This is a genomic window from Aquimarina sp. AWH4_224, assembly GCF_056160245.1.
In genome coordinates this window covers 38261-58801 of sequence record NZ_JBSWWU010000015.1, presented here as the reverse complement: position 1 = coordinate 58801, position 20541 = coordinate 38261, and the positions used below count along the sequence as shown (strand labels likewise).

Genomic DNA, 20541 nt, shown 5'->3' with positions numbered 1-20541 from the left:
AACATAAAAAAACCCATCAATAATTGATGGGTTTTTTGTGTATGACGAAGAAAATTATTTTTTCTTTTTCTCTTCAGTTTCTGGTTCTTTCATTTTAAGACCCACTTTGCTTACCGTATCATGCATGATCGGTGTCGCAATAAATAACGAAGAATATGTACCTACCAATACCCCAATGATTAACGAGAACATAAATCCTCTAAGTGGTACCGCAAATATGAAGATTGCGATAAGTACTAATAAGGTAGTTAACGAGGTATTCAACGTACGGCTTAACGTACTGTTTAAGGCTCCATTTACATTTTTATCCAAAGGCCAGGAAGTATGCTCCTGGAAGAATTCCCTGATCCTATCAAATACAACCACGGTATCATTCAGAGAGTATCCAATTACCGTTAGGATTGCTGCAATAAATGCCTGATCGATCTCCATGTTGAACGGCATAAATTTCCATGTTAATGAGAAAATACCTAGTACGATCAATACATCATGGAATACCGCAGCTACAGCACCCAAACTAAATTGCCATCTTCTAAATCGTAATAAGATATATAAGAATACTACAATCAACGATCCTAATACCGACCAAAAAGCCGCTTGCTTAATATCATCGGCAATGGTTGGTCCCACTTTCATCGATGACATGATACCTACTTGCTTTTCTTCGTCTCCATTAGAGAACTGATCGTAAGACAAACCTTCAGGTAAGTTTGGCTTTAAAGCTTCGTATAATTTATTCGAAATTTCAGTATCAATATCTTCTCCGGTCTCGTTTACTTTATATTTGGTAGTAATCTTTAACTGGTTCTTAGCACCTAACGTCTTTGCCTGTGCACTTTCGAAAACGGCCACAAGATCCTTTTCTATTGCAGATGGTACCACGTCCTTAGCAAAACGAACAGTATACGTTCTACCTCCAACAAAGTCTACACCATAATCCAGGCTATTGGTAAATAACGAACCAACACCTGCGATAATAATGATTCCTGATATAATGTAAGCTACTTTACGCTTCTTTAAGAAATTGATATTTACATTCTTAAATAAATTCTTGGTAGCCCCAGTAGCAAACATTAATTCTTTACCGTTCTTACCATATCCATCAATAAACAAACGAGTCACAAAAATCGCTGTAAATAACGATGTAAGAATACCTATCAATAAGGTAGTTGCAAAACCTTTAATTGGACCAGTACCGATAGTTAATAAGATCAGACCCGTAAGACCCGTAGTGATGTTTGCATCAAGAATAGATGATAATGCATTATTAAATCCATCTTTAATGGCATCTACCTGAGACTTTCCTTTGGCCAATTCTTCTCTAATCCTTTCGAAGATTAACACGTTTGCATCCACCGACATACCGATCGTTAATACAATACCGGCGATACCAGGAAGTGTCAATACTGCTTTTAATCCGGCTAATACTCCAAAAATGAAAAGGATATTTACTACCAATGCAACATCAGCAAATGCTCCTGCCTTACCATAGTAAAAAATCATCCAGATCAGGATCAATACCAATGCAATGGCAAACGACATTACACCACTATCAATAGCTTCCTGTCCAAGAGATGGACCTACTACCTCACTTTGGATGATATCTGCAGATGCTGGTAATTTACCTGCTCTTAATACATTGGCTAAATCTTGCCCTTCTTCAATAGTAAATTCTCCAGTAATTTCACTTCTACCACCGCTAATTGCTCCGGTAGTAACTCCTGGAGCAGAATATACGATATCATCAAGAACGATTGCAATTTGGCTTCTTTGGCTAAAGGCACGACCGGTCATTTCTTCCCATTTCTTCGCTCCTTTACCATCCATTTGCATAGTAACCGTTACTTTACCTAACTGGTTGTACTCTTGTCTCGCGTCTGTAATTACTCCTCCACTTAATTCAGGAGTACTATCTCTATTACTCTTTATAGCATATAGATCAATAATTTCAGAATCCTTAACCGCTTTACCCCAAGCAAATTTTACATATCGTAACTCTTGTGGTAATAATGCTCTTACTTCTGGATCGTTAAGATACGCCATCATTTGATCTGCGTTCTTCTTTTCTACAGACAATACCACAGGACCTCCTTGACCTCCTTGGCCAGCCATCAGATCAAATATTGGGTTTACCTGAGCTTCTACATTGGTAGAATCCTCTGCAGCGTCTTCCAATAGATCTTCGATTGCCGCATCTTCGTCAGATTTTGTAGTATCAGTTTGCGTAGAATCTTCAACTACTTCGCTTTTTTCCTCAACTTCAGTCTTAACTTCTTCCTTAGTCTTATCTAATCTTTCTTTTAGCAAGTTGTTTGCTGTAAACAAGAATGGGAAAATCTCTTCAGCTTTATATACGTCCCAGAATTCTAATTGAGCCGTACTCTGTAATAATGATCTTACCCTGTCTACATCTTTTGCTCCAGGCAATTCTACTAAGATTCTTCCAGATTCTCCAAGACGTTGGATATTTGGCTGTGTAACCCCAAACTTATCAATACGCTTACGAAGTACTTCAAAAGCTGAAGTTACAGATTCATCGATTTTTCTTCTTAATACAGGTTTTACCTGATCATTGGTCATGTCATAAGTGATATCATCACTTAAGTTCTTGTTTGCGAAAATATCCGGTGACGCTAATTGTGCATCTGGTATTTTTTCGAACTCTGTGAAGAAATCCTCGATATAGGTATTCTGACTATTCTTTTGGATCTCGTCTGTCGCCAAAAGTGCTTGGTTGAATGACGGGTCCTTAGAGTTATTTGCAAGTCCTTTCAAAATGTCATTTACAGAGATCTGAAGAATCACGTTGATTCCCCCTTTAAGGTCAAGACCCTTATTTAGTTCTTTATCTTTTGCATCGTTATAAGAAATTCCTGCAAAGATCTCTTCTTTACCGATAGAATCAAGGTAAGTACTCTCTGCTACTTCTCTTAGTTTCGAGTAATTTTCAACCGATTCTGGGTATTTCTGAATGGCATAGGCTTCTGCCTCTTTTTCTTTTGTGTAAGTTAGATATGTATACGATAATTGGTAAATACAAACCAATCCAAATAAAATCGCAAATATCCTTACAACTCCTTTATTTTGCATTGTGTAATGATTTAGGTCAAATGTTCGGAGCATTCAAGACGCATGCTCTTATGTTTGACAATTATTTAATTTGATGATTTATTGTTCTTAAATAGGATCAACATCACCATTATGCAATGTTGATGAGATACATAAAGTCTACGAGACGTACTCTTGTACTTTATGGATTACTTTTTACGGGGTATTAAATTCCGTTTTTTAAGCCAAAGGTCCGGCTCTTACTTCAGGGATTTTACGTGTAGTCCTGTCTATCGCAAAAGCAATAACAGCATATATTTTTTGTGTTACCCTGATCTGTCGGTCAAGGTCATTGTAGTTACTTGTACTAAGAGCATGAAATGAATAACCGTTTGAATCTCCATGTTGTGCATGTTTAATCTCTACTATAACAGCACCATTAAATCCAGTATCCGTATCTATACTTTTCTGGATTTCATAGACATTTAAACTATAATCTCTAGCGTCTTTATCACTTGGAGTTTCATTGTTATTACTATGACGATCAAGTTGCAAGTGATCAATAGCAATACGTTCATCCTGAGAAAAAATACGTTTGATCTCTTCTACATCAGCTTCGCTGTAGTAAGTGATTTTAAGCTTTCCCGCTTCTGCATCTTGCGATAATCTTGTGTTTTGAACACCAATGGATTGTAATTGCTTTTTTACAAAAGCAATGGTGTTTTGAGCTTCTACAGAAGTAATATCAACGGTCTCAAATTCGAGAACGATCTCTTGATTAGGTACTACGGCATTACGCTGCAAAGCAATAAGCAGCGTAAATGTGGTCATCAGAATACCGAAATACCATTTTTTACTCATGCGGCAAATATAAAAAAATAAAAGCTGCATCAAAGCAGCTTTTACTATAAACCTTGTAAGAAGATCGAAATGATTACAATTCTAATAATCCATTTGTTTTCTTCACACCTTCAGCACTTTCCGTTAATTTGGCTTTTTCAGCATCGCTAAGCTCTATTTCTACAACTTTTTCGATTCCGTTTTTACCTAAAACAACTGGAGTACCAATACAAATATCATTAAGCCCGTACTCTCCTTCTAAGAAAGTAGAACATGGGAAAATTTTCTTTTGATCACAAGCAATCGCCTGTACTAATCCTGAAACTGCTGCTCCTGGAGCATACCATGCAGAAGTTCCTAATAACTTAGTCAATGTAGCACCACCAACTTTGGTATCTGCCGCTACTTGATCCAATCTCTCGTCTGAGATAAACTCTGAAACAGGAACACTGTTTCTTGTCGCTAATCTCGTAAGTGGCACCATACCTTTATCGCTATGTCCTCCGATTACCATCCCGTCTACATCAGAGATTGGTGCTCCTAAAGCTTCTGCTAGTCTGTATTTAAAACGTGCACTATCCAAAGCTCCACCCATACCGATAATTCGGTTTTTAGGAAGATCTGTTGTTTTGTGTACTAAATACGTCATGGTATCCATCGGGTTACTCACTACGATAATGATCGCATTTGGTGAGTGTTCTATAAGACTAGAAGATACAGTTTTTACAATCCCTGCATTGATTCCTATTAATTCTTCTCTTGTCATTCCTGGCTTACGAGGAATTCCTGAAGTAATTACAGCGATATCGCTTCCAGCAGTTTTAGAATAGTCTCCAGTGGTTCCTGTTATTTTGGTATCGAACCCATTTAAAGAAGCAGTTTGCATAAGGTCCATTGCTTTACCTTCTGCATATCCTTCTTTGATGTCTAACAATACAACTTCTGAAGCAAAATTCTTTATGGCTATATACTCGGCACAACTTGCACCAACCGCACCAGCTCCTACTACTGTAACTTTCATTTTATATGATTTTGATGTAATTAAACTTATTTATTTTGTAGTCGCGAAAGTACGAATTCTTTAACAAAATAATTCACAATTAAAAAGTTAAATTACCATCCAAAACGAAGTCCAAGAGAAAGATTATTAAAATTCTGAAAGCTATAGTCCAAATTAGCATTAAATACTCCAAAAGCGACTCTAGCTCCTAATGTAGCCTTTACCCCTTTTGTTTTTGTTCGTACACTTATTGGATCGATTACCTCTACTGAAGCAAAAGGACCATTTTGTATTTGATAGGTTCCTAAAAGATCTGCATCATTAGATCCAAAATAATACCCTAGTCCTCCATAAAAGTTAAGTATTGGCATTTTTGTAGATACTATACTTGTGAGCAACCAGGAATTTGAATTGAGCTCTACTTCTTGCCCGGTACCAGGTACTCCACCTGCCCCATTCAAATCATAAAACCCTTTTACATTGGTATATCCCAAAAGAGCAGAAAGTCTTACCGGCCATCGTTTGGTTCTAAAAATCCAATCTGTAAACTCGTGCTGAAAAGCGACTCCATACAACTGGATTTCTGCATCTTCGACTGCCTTTATACGAGGTAAGAATCTAACTTTTATCTCAGTACTTTTAATCAACCCCATTGATCCCTGTAAAAACCCACTAGGAACCGAACCAATATCCGAATTACCAATACCGTCTGGTAATGTAACCTCTAATTGAGATGCACTACCCTCATTAATAATCACTGTAATATCTCCAGAATTAGATCCTAAGGCCGAAGAAACAAATTGACTAAAAGATCCATCAGGAAGGGTTATATCCGTATATTCTGCTGTACGAAATAAAAACGATTGTTTATCTTCTCTCACAAAAGACAGATTCCCGACAAAGCCTACTTGAAAATGCCATAGTTTCTTGGTTTCCGCAGTGGTATACCAGCCATTAGACATTGCATTTATCAAAGCTTCTCCAGCAGGAGCAAAATAATCTTCACTAAATCGTTGAGCGTTTTCAACACCAATTTCGAGAATCTGATCAATATCCGTTTGGGAAAACAAAACGCCATTGAAAAACAACACAAAAATTAGAATGGTTTTTTTCATGAATTATGATTTAAAGGCTTTGCAATATAAAAAAAATCCGCTACACCTTGTCATGTAACGGATTAATCAAATATTTATGATGTATATCTTTAAGTTTTATTCAAATACTTGAATTTCATTTTTATATAGATAATATACAGTTCCTGTCAAGCCATCGATAGTATATTCTGGTCTGTTATTCGAAAATTGATACTTAGATACTTCTTTACCCGTATCCTTTTCTAGTTTCACCAATACTTTCGCATTTTCTTCCTGCTGATCTTTTTCTCTAGAGAAGAAAAAACCGAAGTTCTCTGAATTTCTAGTGGCATCAAATCTTCTTTTGATAACCGCCAATTCTGCATCTGCAAAACCAAGTACATCTCCAGCTACAGCTCTTTCGTTACTACCAAAAGCAGGAGAAGAGGTTCTTACTGTATTTCCATTTCTATCTGTAGATACAGTTTCCAAAGTGGTATTAGCTACGATATCTGCACCAACCGCTGCTACTCCAAGCCCAACTTTTGCCAATCCTCTACCAAAACCACCTGGTTCTTTATAGAATTTTTGATATAGTACTTTTCCAGCTTTGTCAACATAGGCTACTTCACCTAAACCACTTAGATAATATCCCTTATCTCTTATCTCAAGATTATTGATATCTTTTTCTTTTTTGATTTTTAACTCCGTTAAAGGGTCTGGACGTTCAGTTAAAGCAGAAGTAAGCGCAAAAAACTCCTCATCGTGATATACGATAAACTTATCGGTAGCTTCATCATAAGCTACTTGCGTTGGTCTTTTCTCGTTAAACTTCAAATTCTTTTTCCAGATACGCTTTCCTGTTTTGATATCCACAAGATTTGCATAGGTACTGGTCACGTACATTACCTTATCTCCTTTAATCTTTTGCAGAACAAAAACATTATCCTCTTTGTTGTCGGAGATCTCAATGAATTTTTTCCATTTCTTCTCTCCGTTTTCATCGATCAATAACATTTCGTTACCCGCAGTATATAAATATCCTTCTTCCAGTAAAATCACATCAGAAAACCTTTTCCCTCTAGGATCTTTTTTCCATGCTTTTTCGCCGGTCTTGTAGTTGTATTTATTAAATCCGTTGTAGTGCGCAAAGATAAACTCATCTCCTAAATCTTGAATAAAAGCTACAGATTTTGTCGAGATACTTTTATCCCAGTTAAATTTTCCTGTTTGCGGATCCAAAACATTTAAGTTTTGTTTTGTTCCAAGAGCACCACCTAGTCCTTTACCTTTTTCTAGCGTAATGATATTTTTTCCACCTTCTGTAATTAGGAACTCAGAAATTTTTCTTTCGCTATCACTCTTCCATACGATCTCACCAGACGACAAGTTAATTTTATAAATAGAGTTTCCTCTAGGAATATATCCAAACTCTCCATCTACTTTTGATCGATTAGCTTGTGCATCAAAAAGCCATTTTAAAAAAGAAGACTTCTCTCCTATTTTGGTAGACCATGCTATTTTTTGATCCTCTAATGAATATAAGGATACGTATAGTTGTTGATTATGCTCTGTATCGATCAGAAACGCTAGTTTCTCTGGTAAAAAGCCAATATTTTCTACAGTACCATTTACTTTACCAGAATCAAATACCAACTCTCCGTTGAATGTATTGATCACTAGAAAAGCGCCTCCCAAATCGATATTCATATAAGGAGTATCCTGTACGTTAGAAAGTACTTTTGTCTTTTCTGAAGAAAACATGTCTAAGCTAATACCTCCATTTGTAAGGACTTGAGACATAAATGAAAATGCAGAAAATTCTTTTTCCCAAACCTTTTTATTGGTACTGGTATCTATTCCCGAGTAACTTTTACCGGTTAGTACTACAATATAACCGGTTACATCATTCAATAGCAATTCTTTAGCACTTTCATTCAATTTCACCACCGAACTTGGCTGTTGAAATTGAGCATAGGAAATGACTGAAATAAACGCGAACAACAAAAAGACGCGCGTAGTTCTATAAAATTTCATAGTTAGTGTGTTAGATTAATTATTAGATCTCAACTGTAAAACTAAGCATCTATATTTGCATACACCGCATTTTTCTCTATAAATTCTCTACGTGGTGGCACCTCGTCTCCCATCAACATCGAGAAAATACGGTCTGCTTCGGTAAGATTATCAATACTAACTTGACGCAGCGTTCGATATTCAGGATTCATAGTTGTATCCCATAATTGCTCTGCGTTCATCTCTCCAAGACCCTTATATCGCTGGATTTTGGAATTCTCACCAAATTCTCTAACAATTTGATCTCGTTGATCATCATTCCATGCATACTGCTTTTTAGCTCCTTTTTTCACTAAGTATAGAGGTGGTGCCGCTATATATATATGTCCAGCTTCAATAAGCTCTTTCATATATCTGAAAAAGAATGTCAAAATCAAGGTAGAAATATGACTACCATCAACATCGGCATCACACATGATTACAATTTTGTGATATCGTAGTTTTGATAGGTTTAACGCTTTACTATCTTCTTCTGTTCCAATAGTAACACCTAAAGCTGTAAAAATATTCTTGATTTCTTCATTTTCAAACACCTTATGATGCATCGCTTTTTCTACATTCAAGATTTTTCCACGAAGCGGAAGAATTGCCTGAAACATACGATCACGACCTTGTTTTGCTGTTCCCCCTGCAGAATCACCCTCCACAAGGAACACTTCACACAATGCTGGATCCTGCTCAGAACAATCAGAAAGCTTTCCAGGAAGCCCTCCAATACTCATCACACTTTTTCGCTGCACCATCTCACGAGCTTTCTTGGCTGCATGACGTGCTTGTGCCGCAAGAATTACTTTTTCTACAATAGTTTTAGCATCAGAAGGGTTTTCTTCCAGATAATTCTCAAGCATTTCAGAAACCGCTTGAGATACTGCAGAAGTTACCTCACGGTTACCTAATTTGGTTTTTGTTTGTCCTTCGAACTGAGGTTCGGCTACTTTTACCGAAACAATCGCAGTAAGTCCTTCTCGGAAATCATCACCAGAAATTTCGAATTTCAATTTATCGAGCATTCCAGAAGAATCTGCATATTTTTTTAGTGTAGACGTAAGTCCTCTCCTAAACCCAGATAAATGTGTACCTCCTTCATGAGTATTGATATTATTCACATACGAGTGAAGATTCTCTGCATATGAATCATTATAGATCATCGCCACTTCTACAGGAATATTATTCTTTTCTCCTTCCATAGAAATCACATCACCTATAATCGGACTACGACTAGTATCAAGAAATCTTACAAATTCTTTTAGTCCTTCTTGAGAATGAAAAATTTCAGATACATTATTCCCTTCTTCATCCTGGTGACGCTTATCGGTCAAGGTGATCGTAATCCCCTTATTGAGGTATGCCAATTCACGCATACGACTAGCAAGAGTATCGTAATTATATTCCAATGTCTGTTGGAAAATTGTTGGATCGGGTCTAAAGGTTACTATTGTACCATTAAAATCGGTATCACCTGTTGATTTTACCGGATATAAAGGTTTTCCTCTTTCATATTCTTGCTCCCACACTTTACCTTCTTTATGCACTATCGCGTGCAAGTGATCCGATAATGCATTAACACAGGATACACCTACTCCATGCAGACCCCCCGAAACTTTATAGGAATCTTTATCAAATTTACCTCCCGCACCGATCTTGGTCATTACCACTTCTAGGGCAGAAACTCCTTCTTTTTTGTGTATCCCGACCGGAATCCCTCGTCCATTATCCTTGGTAGTAATAGAGTTATCTTCATTAATGGTTACATCGATGGTATCACAGTGTCCTGCCAACGCTTCATCGATAGAGTTATCTACAACCTCATATACCAAATGGTGTAGTCCTCTTACTCCTACATCTCCAATATACATGGACGGACGCATCCTTACGTGCTCCATTCCCTCTAACGCCTGAATACTATCGGCGGAATAATTACTTTTCTTTTGTTCTTCGCTCATAAACCAGCTTTATTTTTATGATAATTTTGGTCAACGAACAAAGATAAAAAAACACTAAAAGGATAAAAGCGTTTTCACAAAGATGATTTAAAGAGTTATCAACAATTAGTTAAGATAAATACCAGAAAAACAAAAAAAGCTCTTAAAAACGATAAAAACACCCTTAAACGGGTTTTATAAAAATTTTAATATTTCTTTAAGCTCCTCGAATTTATCCTCAAATCAGAATAAAAAATCTAGTTTACAAGATAAAAAAAGCATCAGATATCTACGCTTACTCACTCATCTCTTACGGATACTCAGACCTTATGAATAATTAACATTTTTTAGATTTTTTTTAACCTGATGATTTGTACTAACCGCAGGAAACATCAAGTTATCACTGCTGTAACAAAACACAAACCCATAATTTAAACTTTAAAATGAAAACGAAAAACCTAATTAATTTAGCAAAGGTATCGCTATTTAGTCTGGGACTATTTATGACTTCCTGTTCTAACGAAAGCTTTGAAGAATTACCGAACCCCGTAGGAGAACAACCTCAACTTATTGAAAAATTCTTTTTGGGAGAATCTATTCAAGTAGAAGACCTGGGAGAAGGATTGTACCTGCATGATGATGTGATCTTTACAGAAGATCAACTTACAGATACTGCAATAGATTTTAACAAATCTCCAGAACCTGGTGCAGACGAAGATCAAAAACTGGGGTTAGCTGGTGGTGTACGTAAATGGCCAAATAACACTGTTATTTACGTATTAGACAATAGCTTATCATCGAGCCAATTGGAGGTAACACGAAACTCTATGCAAGAGTGGTCTACAAAAACCAATGTTCGCTTTAAGGAAAGAACCAATGAAAACTACTATGTTACTATTAGAAGTAATGGCAACAACTGTAATTGTGGTTCTGCAGTTCTAGGTGTAGCAGGTAATCGAGGAACTATCAACATAGGTACCAGAACTACCGAAGTAGTAATGATTCATGAGATTGGTCATACATTAGGATACATTCACGAGCAAAACCGATCTGATAGGGATGATCACGTTATCATTAGATTTGAGAACATTCAGGATGGAGCAGAAAGCCAGTTTAGAAAAAGTAACAGCGCACAATTGATAGGAGATTTTGATATCCAATCTACCATGATGTACGGAGCTTTTACATTTAGTAAAAACGGTCAACCAACTATAACCCTTTTGGACGGTTCTACCCACCCAAGAAGACAACCAAGATTGTCTGCCGGAGATATTGCTGGTACCAATCAGGTATATCCTGGTGATGGTGGCGGTGGAGATGGTGGCGGAGATAACGACATCTGTGCCGGAGTCGAAGAATGGGTTCGAGGAAGACAATATAATGTTGGAGACAAAGTGACCTATCAAGGTTTTTTATACGAAAGAGATTTTACAAGATGGAATCGTATTGGACAATGCGAAAACACCAATCCTAATCCGGCTGATATTTGCGAAGGAGTGGAGCCTTATAACAGATCGAGAAGATACTCCCCAGGAGACGAAGTAACATACCAAGGGTTCTTATACGAATTGCAGAGCAATTTTAGATGGGCAAACCAAGGAAGATGCGGAAACTAAATCAATTTCATTATACAATTAATTAATCAAAATAAAACCCTGAGGACTCACTTCTCAGGGTTTTATACTCTCAATTAAACTCAACTTTCAGCTAGCAAATAAACTGAATTCTTCAATTTCTTCTTATACTGCTTCTACAGACTCGTAAGCTTCTTCGTGAACGTTAGCTACGGCTCTTCCGCTAGGATCATTCATGTTTTTAAAAGCTTCATCCCATTCTAAAGCAATTTTGGTACTACAAGCTACCGATGCTTCTTGAGGCACGCTTAGGGCTGCAACATCACTAGGAAAATGACTTTCGAATATCGAACGATAGTAAAATTCTTCTTTATTTTGAGGGGTTTGTATAGGAAATCTAAAATGTGCATTTGCCATTTGCTCATCAGAAACTTCTCTTTCTACCACTTCTTTCAAAGTATCTATCCAGCTGTACCCTACTCCATCAGAGAACTGTTCTTTTTGTCTCCATGCCACACTTTCCGGAAGATAGGATTCAAAAGCTTTTCGGATCACCCATTTTTCCATTCTTTCGCCGTTAATCATCTTATCTTGCGGGTTTATACGCATGGCTACATCCATAAATTCTTTATCCAAAAACGGTACACGCCCTTCGATTCCCCAAGCAGCCAGAGACTTGTTAGCTCGCAAGCAATCATACATATGAAGTTTACTTAGCTTACGAACTGTCTCCTCATGAAACTCTTGAGCATTTGGTGCTTTATGAAAATATAAGTATCCTCCAAATATTTCGTCTGCACCCTCACCAGACAACACCATTTTTACTCCCATTGATTTGATGACTCTCGCCATCAAATACATTGGCGTAGAGGCTCTAATGGTGGTTATATCATAGGTTTCCAGATTGTAGATCACATCTTTTATTGCATCTAATCCTTCCTGAATTGTAAATTTAATTTCATGATGCACTGTACCAATATGATCGGCTACCTTTTGGGCTGCTGCAAGATCCGGAGATCCTTCTAATCCAACAGAAAAGGAGTGTAATCTTGGCCACCAAGCCGCATCTGCATCATCAGATTCTATTCTTTTATCCGCATACTTCTTAGCTATTGCAGAAGTCACCGAGGAATCTAATCCTCCAGATAACAGCACCCCATAAGGAACGTCTGACATCAATTGTCTATGAACTGCAGCTTCTAAGGCTTCTCTCACCTCATCTATACTGGTTTGGTTTTCTTTTACTGCTTCATAATCTGTCCAATCTCTTATATACCATTTAGTCAACTCTGTATTTTTACTAAATAAATAGTGTCCTGGAGAGAACAACTCAATTTTGGTACATACCCCTTCTAAGGATTTAAGCTCTGAAGCTACATAAAAAGTTCCATTTTTATCCCACCCCATGTACAATGGTATAATCCCCATATGATCACGAGCTACCATGTACAAATCGTTTTCAACATCATACAAAGCAAAAGCAAAAATACCATTAAGCTCATCTACAAAATCAGGTCCTTTTTCTTTGTATAAGGCTAAAATTACTTCGCAATCAGACTCTGTCTGGAAATTATATTTCCCTTCAAATTGTTTACGTAATTCTCTATGGTTGTAAATTTCACCATTGGCCGCCAAAATCAACTTCTTATCTTCACTAAACAATGGCTGCTTTCCTGATACAGGATCTACAATCGCCAAACGCTCATGAGCCAAAATAGCTTTATCATTTGCATAGATACCGCTCCAATCTGGTCCTCTATGCCTAATCTTTTTTGACATTTCTAATAATTGAGGTCTTAACACCTCAGCTTCTTGCTTTAAATCAAAAGCACAAACAATACCGCACATAATTTTTCTTTTTTCTATTAATGACATACCAAAGGTGAGCATATAGTAACAAAATGTAAACAGTTAAACTTAAAACAATAACAATATGAAATAAAAAAATTAAAAATAACATAAAAAATGTAACTTAAAACTATGATTTTACCTTATTACACTATCAAACTGTCACAATAAACTTTTAACACAATTTATAGACTGGATTAACATTTAGCTTATAAGTTCGCGTATATCTTTACGACTATATTGTTTTTAATAAAATTTGAATTATGAAAAAATCACTCTTACTAATTGCTATTATGTTTATTGGGGCATTATCTACCGTAAATGCCCAAAAATTTGCTGGATTACAGAAAAGTCCAACGGATATCGCTTATGCAAAAGCAGATAGAAGTGCTAAGCCAGAAATTAAAGTTGTATACAGTAGACCACAAAAAAAGGGAAGAACTATTTTTGGAGACTTAGTAAAATATGACAAAGTATGGAGAACTGGTGCTGACGAAGCTACAGAGATCAAGTTTTTCCAGGATGTAAAAATGGGAGATAAAACTGTAAAAGCAGGAACTTACTCTTTATTTACTATTCCTGGTGACAAAGAATGGACTATTATTCTAAATTCTGATCTTGACAGCTGGGGTGCATACTCTTATGATCAAGGAAAGGATGCTGCTAGAATTAAAGTACCAGCTTCGTCAGGAGATGCCCTAGAAGTATTTTCTATCGCTTTTAAGAAAGTAGATAAAGGATATCATATGGTTATGGGTTGGGATGCAACTCGCGTAGAAGTACCTTTTTATATGTAATCCATTAGATTATATACAATAACGAATAAAAAAACAGCTTGAGATATCAAGCTGTTTTCTTTTTAATTTATGCCCTAAATTAATGATTTGGATTATCCTTTGCACATTAAGGATAATGATTTCTTTTTTCGCTTACCTATGGATTGCATGACTTGAAGCTCCAGGTAAGTCTCCTAGAAATTCCATTACAATTCTAAAGGTTAATCTGAATTTAGTGTAAAATAGCCCCATATCTCTATATTAAATTAACGTTAAACAAATATACCACTCAATTAGTTGGCAATCAATAATTTTCAATATTTTTAGATATAACCGAATATTTTATCGACAACAAGCACAAAAAATTTTATTGACTATAATTTCCCCGGTTAATACTATCGTTTTTTACAAGGAAAATGGGGTGAATTCCCCAAATTCCATAATTATATATTTACAAAATCGTAATCTTCACTTTCCCCTATTCTCGAAAAAACTCGAAAATTCATTATCTATGAATTGCATTACTGCAAGCCGATGGCAATTGCTTCAAGAAATTCTTTAAAGCTTTCAAATCAATTACCAAAATACCGTAAAATAACTTCATAATCCTTTGATTTGTAATTTGTTAAACAAAGATACTACCGTTGACTGTGGGGGTGAAAAAATTAACATTTATAAAGACGAGTTTTAGACATACTTCTATATACATCGCCGTTCTACATTATAAAACATTTTTAAAGTTAATTTTTGAAGAAATATCCTACGCAAACTAATCAATATTTAGGGGTATTTTCCCCTTAATGCTTCTTAAGCTTTTCTGTAAAACTTCTTCTTTCCCTCAACATATCGTTCTTTTACATCAAAATTGATGTAACGTATATAAATACTCTATAATTTGACAACCAAAAACATTTTAATTTTATAAAAAAAGAGACTACACCATTTGGGGATAGTCTCTTCATTATTTTTGTTTGTAAACTTTTTGTTTATTCTTAAAATCTGGCTTCTTACGAACTCCTAATGACGCATTGCATTACCAGAAGCTCCAGGAAGGTCTTTGATAAAACCTATAAAAGATTTTATACCTAACCAGATATTTCTAAAAAACTTATCCATGTGTGAATGATTTAGAATTTAACTGGTATTAAATTTAATTAATCCATTCGAGAATGTAAAGGATATTAAAAAGTATGTTTTGACTTTTTGACGAACCACACGATTGCTACGATAAGTGCATGTCTATAAAAAAGATCCTACAAAAAAATATTGAATTTTCCTACAGAAAAGAGGTTAGTAAAATACTAACCTCCTTACATATAGTGCCTTAACCCATAGACATTAATAAGACTTATACCGTACGATATAAATCTTATTATTATCTACGCATTGCATATTTTGATGCACCGGGTAACTCGCTGATAAAGCCCATTACCGTTTTAAATTGTAATCCAAAAATAGTGTAAAATTGTTTCATAGCCCTCTGATTTAAAAATAGTTATGTAAAGCTAAGACTCAAAAAGATTGCAGTCAAGTTTGGTGTTAACTAAAAATTAAACTTTCGTTACAAAACTTAAAACAAGGGATAAAATACGTTTGTACAAGGAAACAGAAAAAATAAGAAGTAAGGTTTTTCTTTCGCGAGCCACATACAGTTCAAGGGAAATTTCCCTTATAGCTATGGTTTAACCATAAACTTATAGTTCTCAATTACTTGTATTTTTTAACAAAAAAAGGAAAACCGTAATTCCCTAGGATTTTTGTTATGGAATATTCAAATATTTATGAGTTTGTAAAGAAACTTTCCATTTAGGGTTTTTCATTACATAATCAACGATCAATGGAATCATCTTTTCTCTTACGCTCCATTCTGGCTGTAAATACAATATACAGTCTTCCGAAACTTTGGAAGCTTGTTCTTCTGCAAAGGCAAAATCACTTTTATTATAAACAATACACTTTAACTCATCTGCCAACGGATAAATCTCAGCTACCGGTAGTTTTACTTTTTTTGGTGAAAGACAAATCCAATCCCATTTACCACTTACCGGATAAGCCCCAGAAGTTTCGATATGTGTTTTTGCTCCTCCTTCTCTCAGTCGTTTGGTTAACAATGTCATATCCCATGTTAAAGGTTCTCCTCCTGTAACCACTACCACATCACTATACTTCAATGCAGTGTTTACGATAAGATCGGTTTGTGTAGGTGGATGAAGCTCTGCATTCCAGCTTTCCTTTACATCACACCAATGACATCCTACATCACATCCGCCTATACGAACAAAATAGGCAGCAGTACCTTTGTGGTACCCTTCGCCCTGAATCGTGTAGAACTCCTCCATCAAAGGAAGCATTTCTCCCAGATTTACTAATTCCTGTGTACTCTTTTGCATAAGGGTGCAAAGGTACACAACATAAAAGAATTATATCAAATTACTTGAATTGGATTCTTGAGATCCTCTCTATTTTTTTACAGCGATGCACTCAATCTCTATTTTTGCCCCCACAGCAAGGTCTTTGGCTGCAAAAGTAGTGCGAGCGGGCTTTTGTGGAAAATAAGTCTTATAAATCCCATTGAATGTAGAAAAATCCTTGATATCCGACAGTATTACCGTACACTTCACCACATCTTTCATTTCCATATCATGCTGTGCTAACACTGCTTTAATATTTTCCAGAGTTTGTTTGGTTTCTGCTTCTATGCCTCCAGACACCAATTTGCGTGAAGTATGATCCATTCCTACCTGTCCCGATAAAAAATACATATTACCTACTTGTACCGCGTCCGAAAATGGAGCATTTGCCTTCTTGGGCTCATGAGTTTCATGAAAAATTACTGCTTCAGAGGTGTTAGTTTGACAAGCACATAATAATACAGTCGTTAAAAGTAAAAACATGATTTTTTTCATAGTAGTGTCTTAATGTAGATGATTGTAGCTCTTTAATTCTGATTAAAAATAGCGTATAATTTCAATAGAAAAGTTAAGATTCCTATTTTTATCAAAAATTACATCTACTATGAGCGATCATCAGGCATTTCTTGATCATATAAATCAAGGATACACAACAAAAGGAGATTTTTTAACCGTGGGAGCTGCCATGTTGAATGGAGAAACAATTGGTGATGCACATGTAAAAGTTCCTTTAAAAACCTTAAATCGTCATGGGTTAATTGCTGGTGCAACAGGTACCGGAAAAACAAAAACGTTACAAGTTCTAGCAGAAAACCTGAGCGAAAAAGGTATACCAGTTTTATTAATGGATATCAAGGGAGATTTGAGTGGTATTGCTGCAGCTAGCCCGGGTCACCCTAAAATTGATGAACGCCATGATAAAATAAAAATTCCTTTTGAAGCCAAAGATTTTCCAGTAGAAATACTTTCTTTATCAGAGCAAGATGGTGTTCGACTGAGAGCCACTATTAGCGAATTTGGACCAGTATTATTATCCAGAATTTTAGATGTAACCGAAACACAGGCAGGAATCATTTCGATCATTTTTAAGTATTGTGACGATAATAAACTTCCGCTTCTGGATCTGAAAGATCTCAAAAAAGTACTCCAATTTGCTACTCGTGAAGGTAAAAAAGAACTAGAAAAAGATTACGGTCGTATTTCTGCCGCTTCTACCGGATCCATTTTGAGAAAAATTGTAGAACTAGAACAACAAGGAGCCGATCTGTTTTTTGGAGAAAAATCTTTTGATGTTCAGGATCTGTGTCGAGTAGATGACAACGGTCGAGGAATTATCAACATTATCAGACTTACCGATATTCAGGATAGGCCTAAGTTATTCTCTACATTTATGTTGAGTTTACTAGCTGAAATTTATGGTACTTTTCCTGAACAAGGAGATAGTGACAGACCAGAATTAGTTATTTTTCTAGACGAGGCACACTTAATTTTTAAACAAGCTTCGAATGCCTTAATGGACCAAATCGAAAGTATTGTAAAATTAATTCGATCCAAAGGTGTGGGACTGTATTTCGTAACGCAAAACCCGACCGATGTCCCTGACGGAGTTCTAGGGCAATTAGGTTTGAAGGTACAACATGCGCTTCGTGCCTTTACTGCCAAAGACAGAAAAGCGATCAAACTTACCGCAGAAAACTACCCAATTTCAGAATTCTATGATACCAAAGAAATATTGACTTCTTTGGGAATTGGTGAAGCCCTGGTATCGGCTCTTGATGAAAAAGGGCGACCTTCGCCATTGGCTGCAACCATGCTTAGAGCACCAATGAGTAGAATGGATATATTGACACCTGCCGAGCTGAAAGCATTGCTAAAAAAATCTGAACTAAGCAGTAAGTATAACGAAGAAATTGATCGGGAAAGCGCTTATGAATTGCTAAATGAAAAAATTGAAAAAGCAGAAGCAGAAGAAGCCAAAGCCGCCGCAAAAAAAGAAAGAGAAAAGCTGAAAAGAAGCTCTTCGAGTTCTCGCTCTAGTCAAAGAAGGTCCAGCGCGACCGAAAAAGCAGTAATAAAAGTATTAACCAGTGCTACTTTTATTAGAGGAGCTTTGGGAGTATTAAATAAGTTATTGAAATAATTTACGTTAACAATACATAATTATTCAATTCACACAATTATGACTACTAAATATTTTGGAATCATCGTATTTCTAATCCTTTTGACCTCATGTCAAAAAGAATCTCAACCAGACCCGTTTGAAATTGCTAAAAACAGAGTTGGGTTACTGACCAATGAGATACAGTTGAATCAATTAGATTCGATTTTTGCCGATGATTCTATTGCTAATCGTAAAGCTGGAAATCAATTTTTGAGCAAATCCAACGAAATTGAAATTTATGAAAAAGGAGGTGCAAAACTTTTGGTACTCGAAGCCAAAGACGAGTCAGATCCCACTTCAACTATAGAGAACATTCAGGTTATAGACGCCAGATATAAAACAGCTTCTGGCTTATCTTCGGGAAGTACTTTCAAAAGCATTAAGGATAATTATGCTATTTCAAAAATCAATAATACCTTAAGCACAGCAGTTATCTTTGTGGATAGTATTCAGGCCTATTTTACCATTGATAAAAAAGAATTACCTGTAACGTTTCAAAACTCGACGGACGCCAAAATTACGGTTTCAGACATTCCCGACACTGCAAAGATTAAGCATTTCTGGATTAGTTGGAGCGAACATTAAAATTATAGAATGAGTAAAAAATATCATATTCAAAAAACGCCATTTGTTGTTCCTACTACCGACGGAAAGCTTATCGAAGAGCATTTTGGAAGGGCTACCGATGGTAATTCGCAAATTAGCATTGCACATATGATTGCTCCTCCTGGATGGAGTGAACCTTTTCAAACACCAGAATTTGATGAATACACTTATATCATAAGAGGTAAGAAACAATTTACCATCGAAGGCGAAAAGGTAATATTGCATTCGGGGCAATCCATCAAAATTGAAAAAAATACAAGAATTCAATATGCTAACCCATTTGATGAAGAATGTGAGTATATTGCCATTTGTCTTCCTGCTTTTTCTATGGAAGCTGTACATCGAGAAGATGAATGAGAGAAAAATTTAAAAAATACGCACCTTTACTCATTGGAAAGTATCTCCAGTTATTATTCTTTTTCTCTCCCAAAAAGGCACTAAATAAGGCCTACGTCCTATTTTGTACCCCTCGAAAAGGTAAAGTATTACCAGAACAAGAAGATTTTCTTGATGAAGCAGAAGATGCCGTTATTGCCGTAGAAGACATTTATGTACAGTCCTACAGATGGGCCAACATGGGAGAAACCGTTCTTGTGGTACACGGATGGGAAAGCAATACTCATCGTTGGAAACGAATTATTGAGAAATTACATGAAAAAGGATATAACGTGGTTGCTTTTGATGCTCCAGCACATGGATATTCTAGCGGAAAAATACTGAGCGTTCCTTTTTACACCCAATGTCTTCAAAAGATGGTCGAATTGTATCGCCCTGATCATATTATGGGACATTCGGTAGGTGGCATGACAACACTTTATCATCAATACGTATATCCTGATCAAGAGATCAATAAACTCATTATTCTAGCACCACCTTCGGATTTAGAAAGAATCATGGGACAATTTCAAGGAATACTTCGTTTATCTTCAAAATTCATGAAAGCTTTGGATGACTTTTTTAAAAACAAATATGGATTCTATTTCGAAGAGTTTTCGGTTTCAAAATTTGCAACTTCCATAGATAAAAAAGGATTGCTCATTCATGACAAATATGACGATATAGCTCCTTATAATGAAGCCGTTGCTATTTCTCAAAGTTGGAAAGGATCCCAGTTTATCACCACCGAAAATTATGGCCACTCTTTGTTTTACGAAGAAGTAGACGATATGATTATTACTTTTCTAAAAAGCTAAACATCTTTTTGAT

At 36.0% G+C, this 20541-nt stretch carries 15 protein-coding genes; 6 read left to right on the top strand and 9 right to left on the bottom strand.

What is annotated here, in order from left to right:
* Positions 1 to 54: 54 nt before the first annotated feature.
* From secDF to gyrB, 6 genes are all read right to left on the bottom strand, one after another.
* A complete protein-coding gene (gene secDF / locus ACXAGJ_RS22315; RefSeq protein WP_474843086.1) occupies positions 55 to 3090 on the bottom strand; it encodes a protein translocase subunit SecDF in 3036 nt (1011 codons plus the stop codon).
* Between the two features lie 198 nt (positions 3091 to 3288).
* Positions 3289 to 3909 (bottom strand): hypothetical protein, encoded by a 621-nt coding sequence (locus ACXAGJ_RS22310; RefSeq protein WP_474843084.1) that lies wholly within the window; start codon positions 3907 to 3909, stop codon positions 3289 to 3291.
* Positions 3910 to 3982: 73 nt separating this feature from the next.
* Positions 3983 to 4909: a malate dehydrogenase gene (mdh, locus tag ACXAGJ_RS22305; protein ID WP_473285784.1), complete on the bottom strand. Its 927-nt coding sequence runs from the start codon at positions 4907 to 4909 to the stop codon at positions 3983 to 3985.
* Positions 4910 to 5001: 92 nt separating this feature from the next.
* Positions 5002 to 6003, bottom strand: a complete 1002-nt coding sequence (locus ACXAGJ_RS22300) for a DUF6588 family protein (protein ID WP_474843082.1) — start codon at positions 6001 to 6003, stop codon at positions 5002 to 5004.
* Positions 6004 to 6099: 96 nt separating this feature from the next.
* Positions 6100 to 7998, bottom strand: coding sequence for an outer membrane protein assembly factor BamB family protein (locus ACXAGJ_RS22295; RefSeq protein WP_474843080.1), 1899 nt, complete (start codon positions 7996 to 7998; stop codon positions 6100 to 6102).
* Between the two features lie 41 nt (positions 7999 to 8039).
* Positions 8040 to 9980 (bottom strand): DNA topoisomerase (ATP-hydrolyzing) subunit B, encoded by a 1941-nt coding sequence (gene gyrB / locus ACXAGJ_RS22290; RefSeq protein WP_073321021.1) that lies wholly within the window; start codon positions 9978 to 9980, stop codon positions 8040 to 8042.
* 422 nt (positions 9981 to 10402) lie between these two features.
* On the opposite strand from gyrB, the gene ACXAGJ_RS22285 reads away from it, so the two are divergent.
* On the top strand, positions 10403 to 11575 hold the full coding sequence (locus ACXAGJ_RS22285; protein ID WP_474843077.1) for a M12 family metallopeptidase: 1173 nt from the start codon (positions 10403 to 10405) through the stop codon (positions 11573 to 11575).
* Between the two features lie 123 nt (positions 11576 to 11698).
* Here the strand turns inward: ACXAGJ_RS22285 and asnB are convergent, their stop codons facing one another.
* Complete coding sequence (asnB, locus tag ACXAGJ_RS22280; protein WP_474843075.1) at positions 11699 to 13381, bottom strand: asparagine synthase B; 1683 nt, start codon at positions 13379 to 13381, stop codon at positions 11699 to 11701.
* A gap of 263 nt (positions 13382 to 13644) precedes the next feature.
* Here asnB and ACXAGJ_RS22275 point away from each other — a divergent pair, with 263 nt between their 5' ends.
* Positions 13645 to 14178: a DUF2911 domain-containing protein gene (locus ACXAGJ_RS22275; RefSeq protein ID WP_474843073.1), complete on the top strand. Its 534-nt coding sequence runs from the start codon at positions 13645 to 13647 to the stop codon at positions 14176 to 14178.
* Positions 14179 to 15917: 1739 nt separating this feature from the next.
* Here ACXAGJ_RS22275 and ACXAGJ_RS22270 read toward each other — a convergent pair.
* Positions 15918 to 16547: a 7-carboxy-7-deazaguanine synthase QueE gene (locus ACXAGJ_RS22270; RefSeq protein WP_474843071.1), complete on the bottom strand. Its 630-nt coding sequence runs from the start codon at positions 16545 to 16547 to the stop codon at positions 15918 to 15920.
* 69 nt (positions 16548 to 16616) lie between these two features.
* Positions 16617 to 17051, bottom strand: coding sequence for a RidA family protein (locus ACXAGJ_RS22265; RefSeq protein ID WP_474843069.1), 435 nt, complete (start codon positions 17049 to 17051; stop codon positions 16617 to 16619).
* Positions 17052 to 17172: 121 nt separating this feature from the next.
* Between ACXAGJ_RS22265 and ACXAGJ_RS22260 the strand changes: the two genes are divergently transcribed.
* The 4 genes from ACXAGJ_RS22260 to ACXAGJ_RS22245 are packed head-to-tail and all read left to right on the top strand — an operon-like array spanning position 17173 to position 20528.
* On the top strand, positions 17173 to 18708 hold the full coding sequence (locus tag ACXAGJ_RS22260; RefSeq protein ID WP_474843067.1) for a helicase HerA-like domain-containing protein: 1536 nt from the start codon (positions 17173 to 17175) through the stop codon (positions 18706 to 18708).
* Between the two features lie 39 nt (positions 18709 to 18747).
* Positions 18748 to 19314 (top strand): hypothetical protein, encoded by a 567-nt coding sequence (locus ACXAGJ_RS22255; protein WP_474843065.1) that lies wholly within the window; start codon positions 18748 to 18750, stop codon positions 19312 to 19314.
* A gap of 9 nt (positions 19315 to 19323) precedes the next feature.
* On the top strand, positions 19324 to 19692 hold the full coding sequence (locus ACXAGJ_RS22250) for a cupin domain-containing protein (RefSeq protein ID WP_474843064.1): 369 nt from the start codon (positions 19324 to 19326) through the stop codon (positions 19690 to 19692).
* Positions 19689 to 20528, top strand: coding sequence for an alpha/beta hydrolase (locus ACXAGJ_RS22245; protein ID WP_474843062.1), 840 nt, complete (start codon positions 19689 to 19691; stop codon positions 20526 to 20528). The genes ACXAGJ_RS22250 and ACXAGJ_RS22245 overlap by 4 nt, the downstream gene beginning before the upstream one ends.
* Positions 20529 to 20541: the final 13 nt, after the last annotated feature.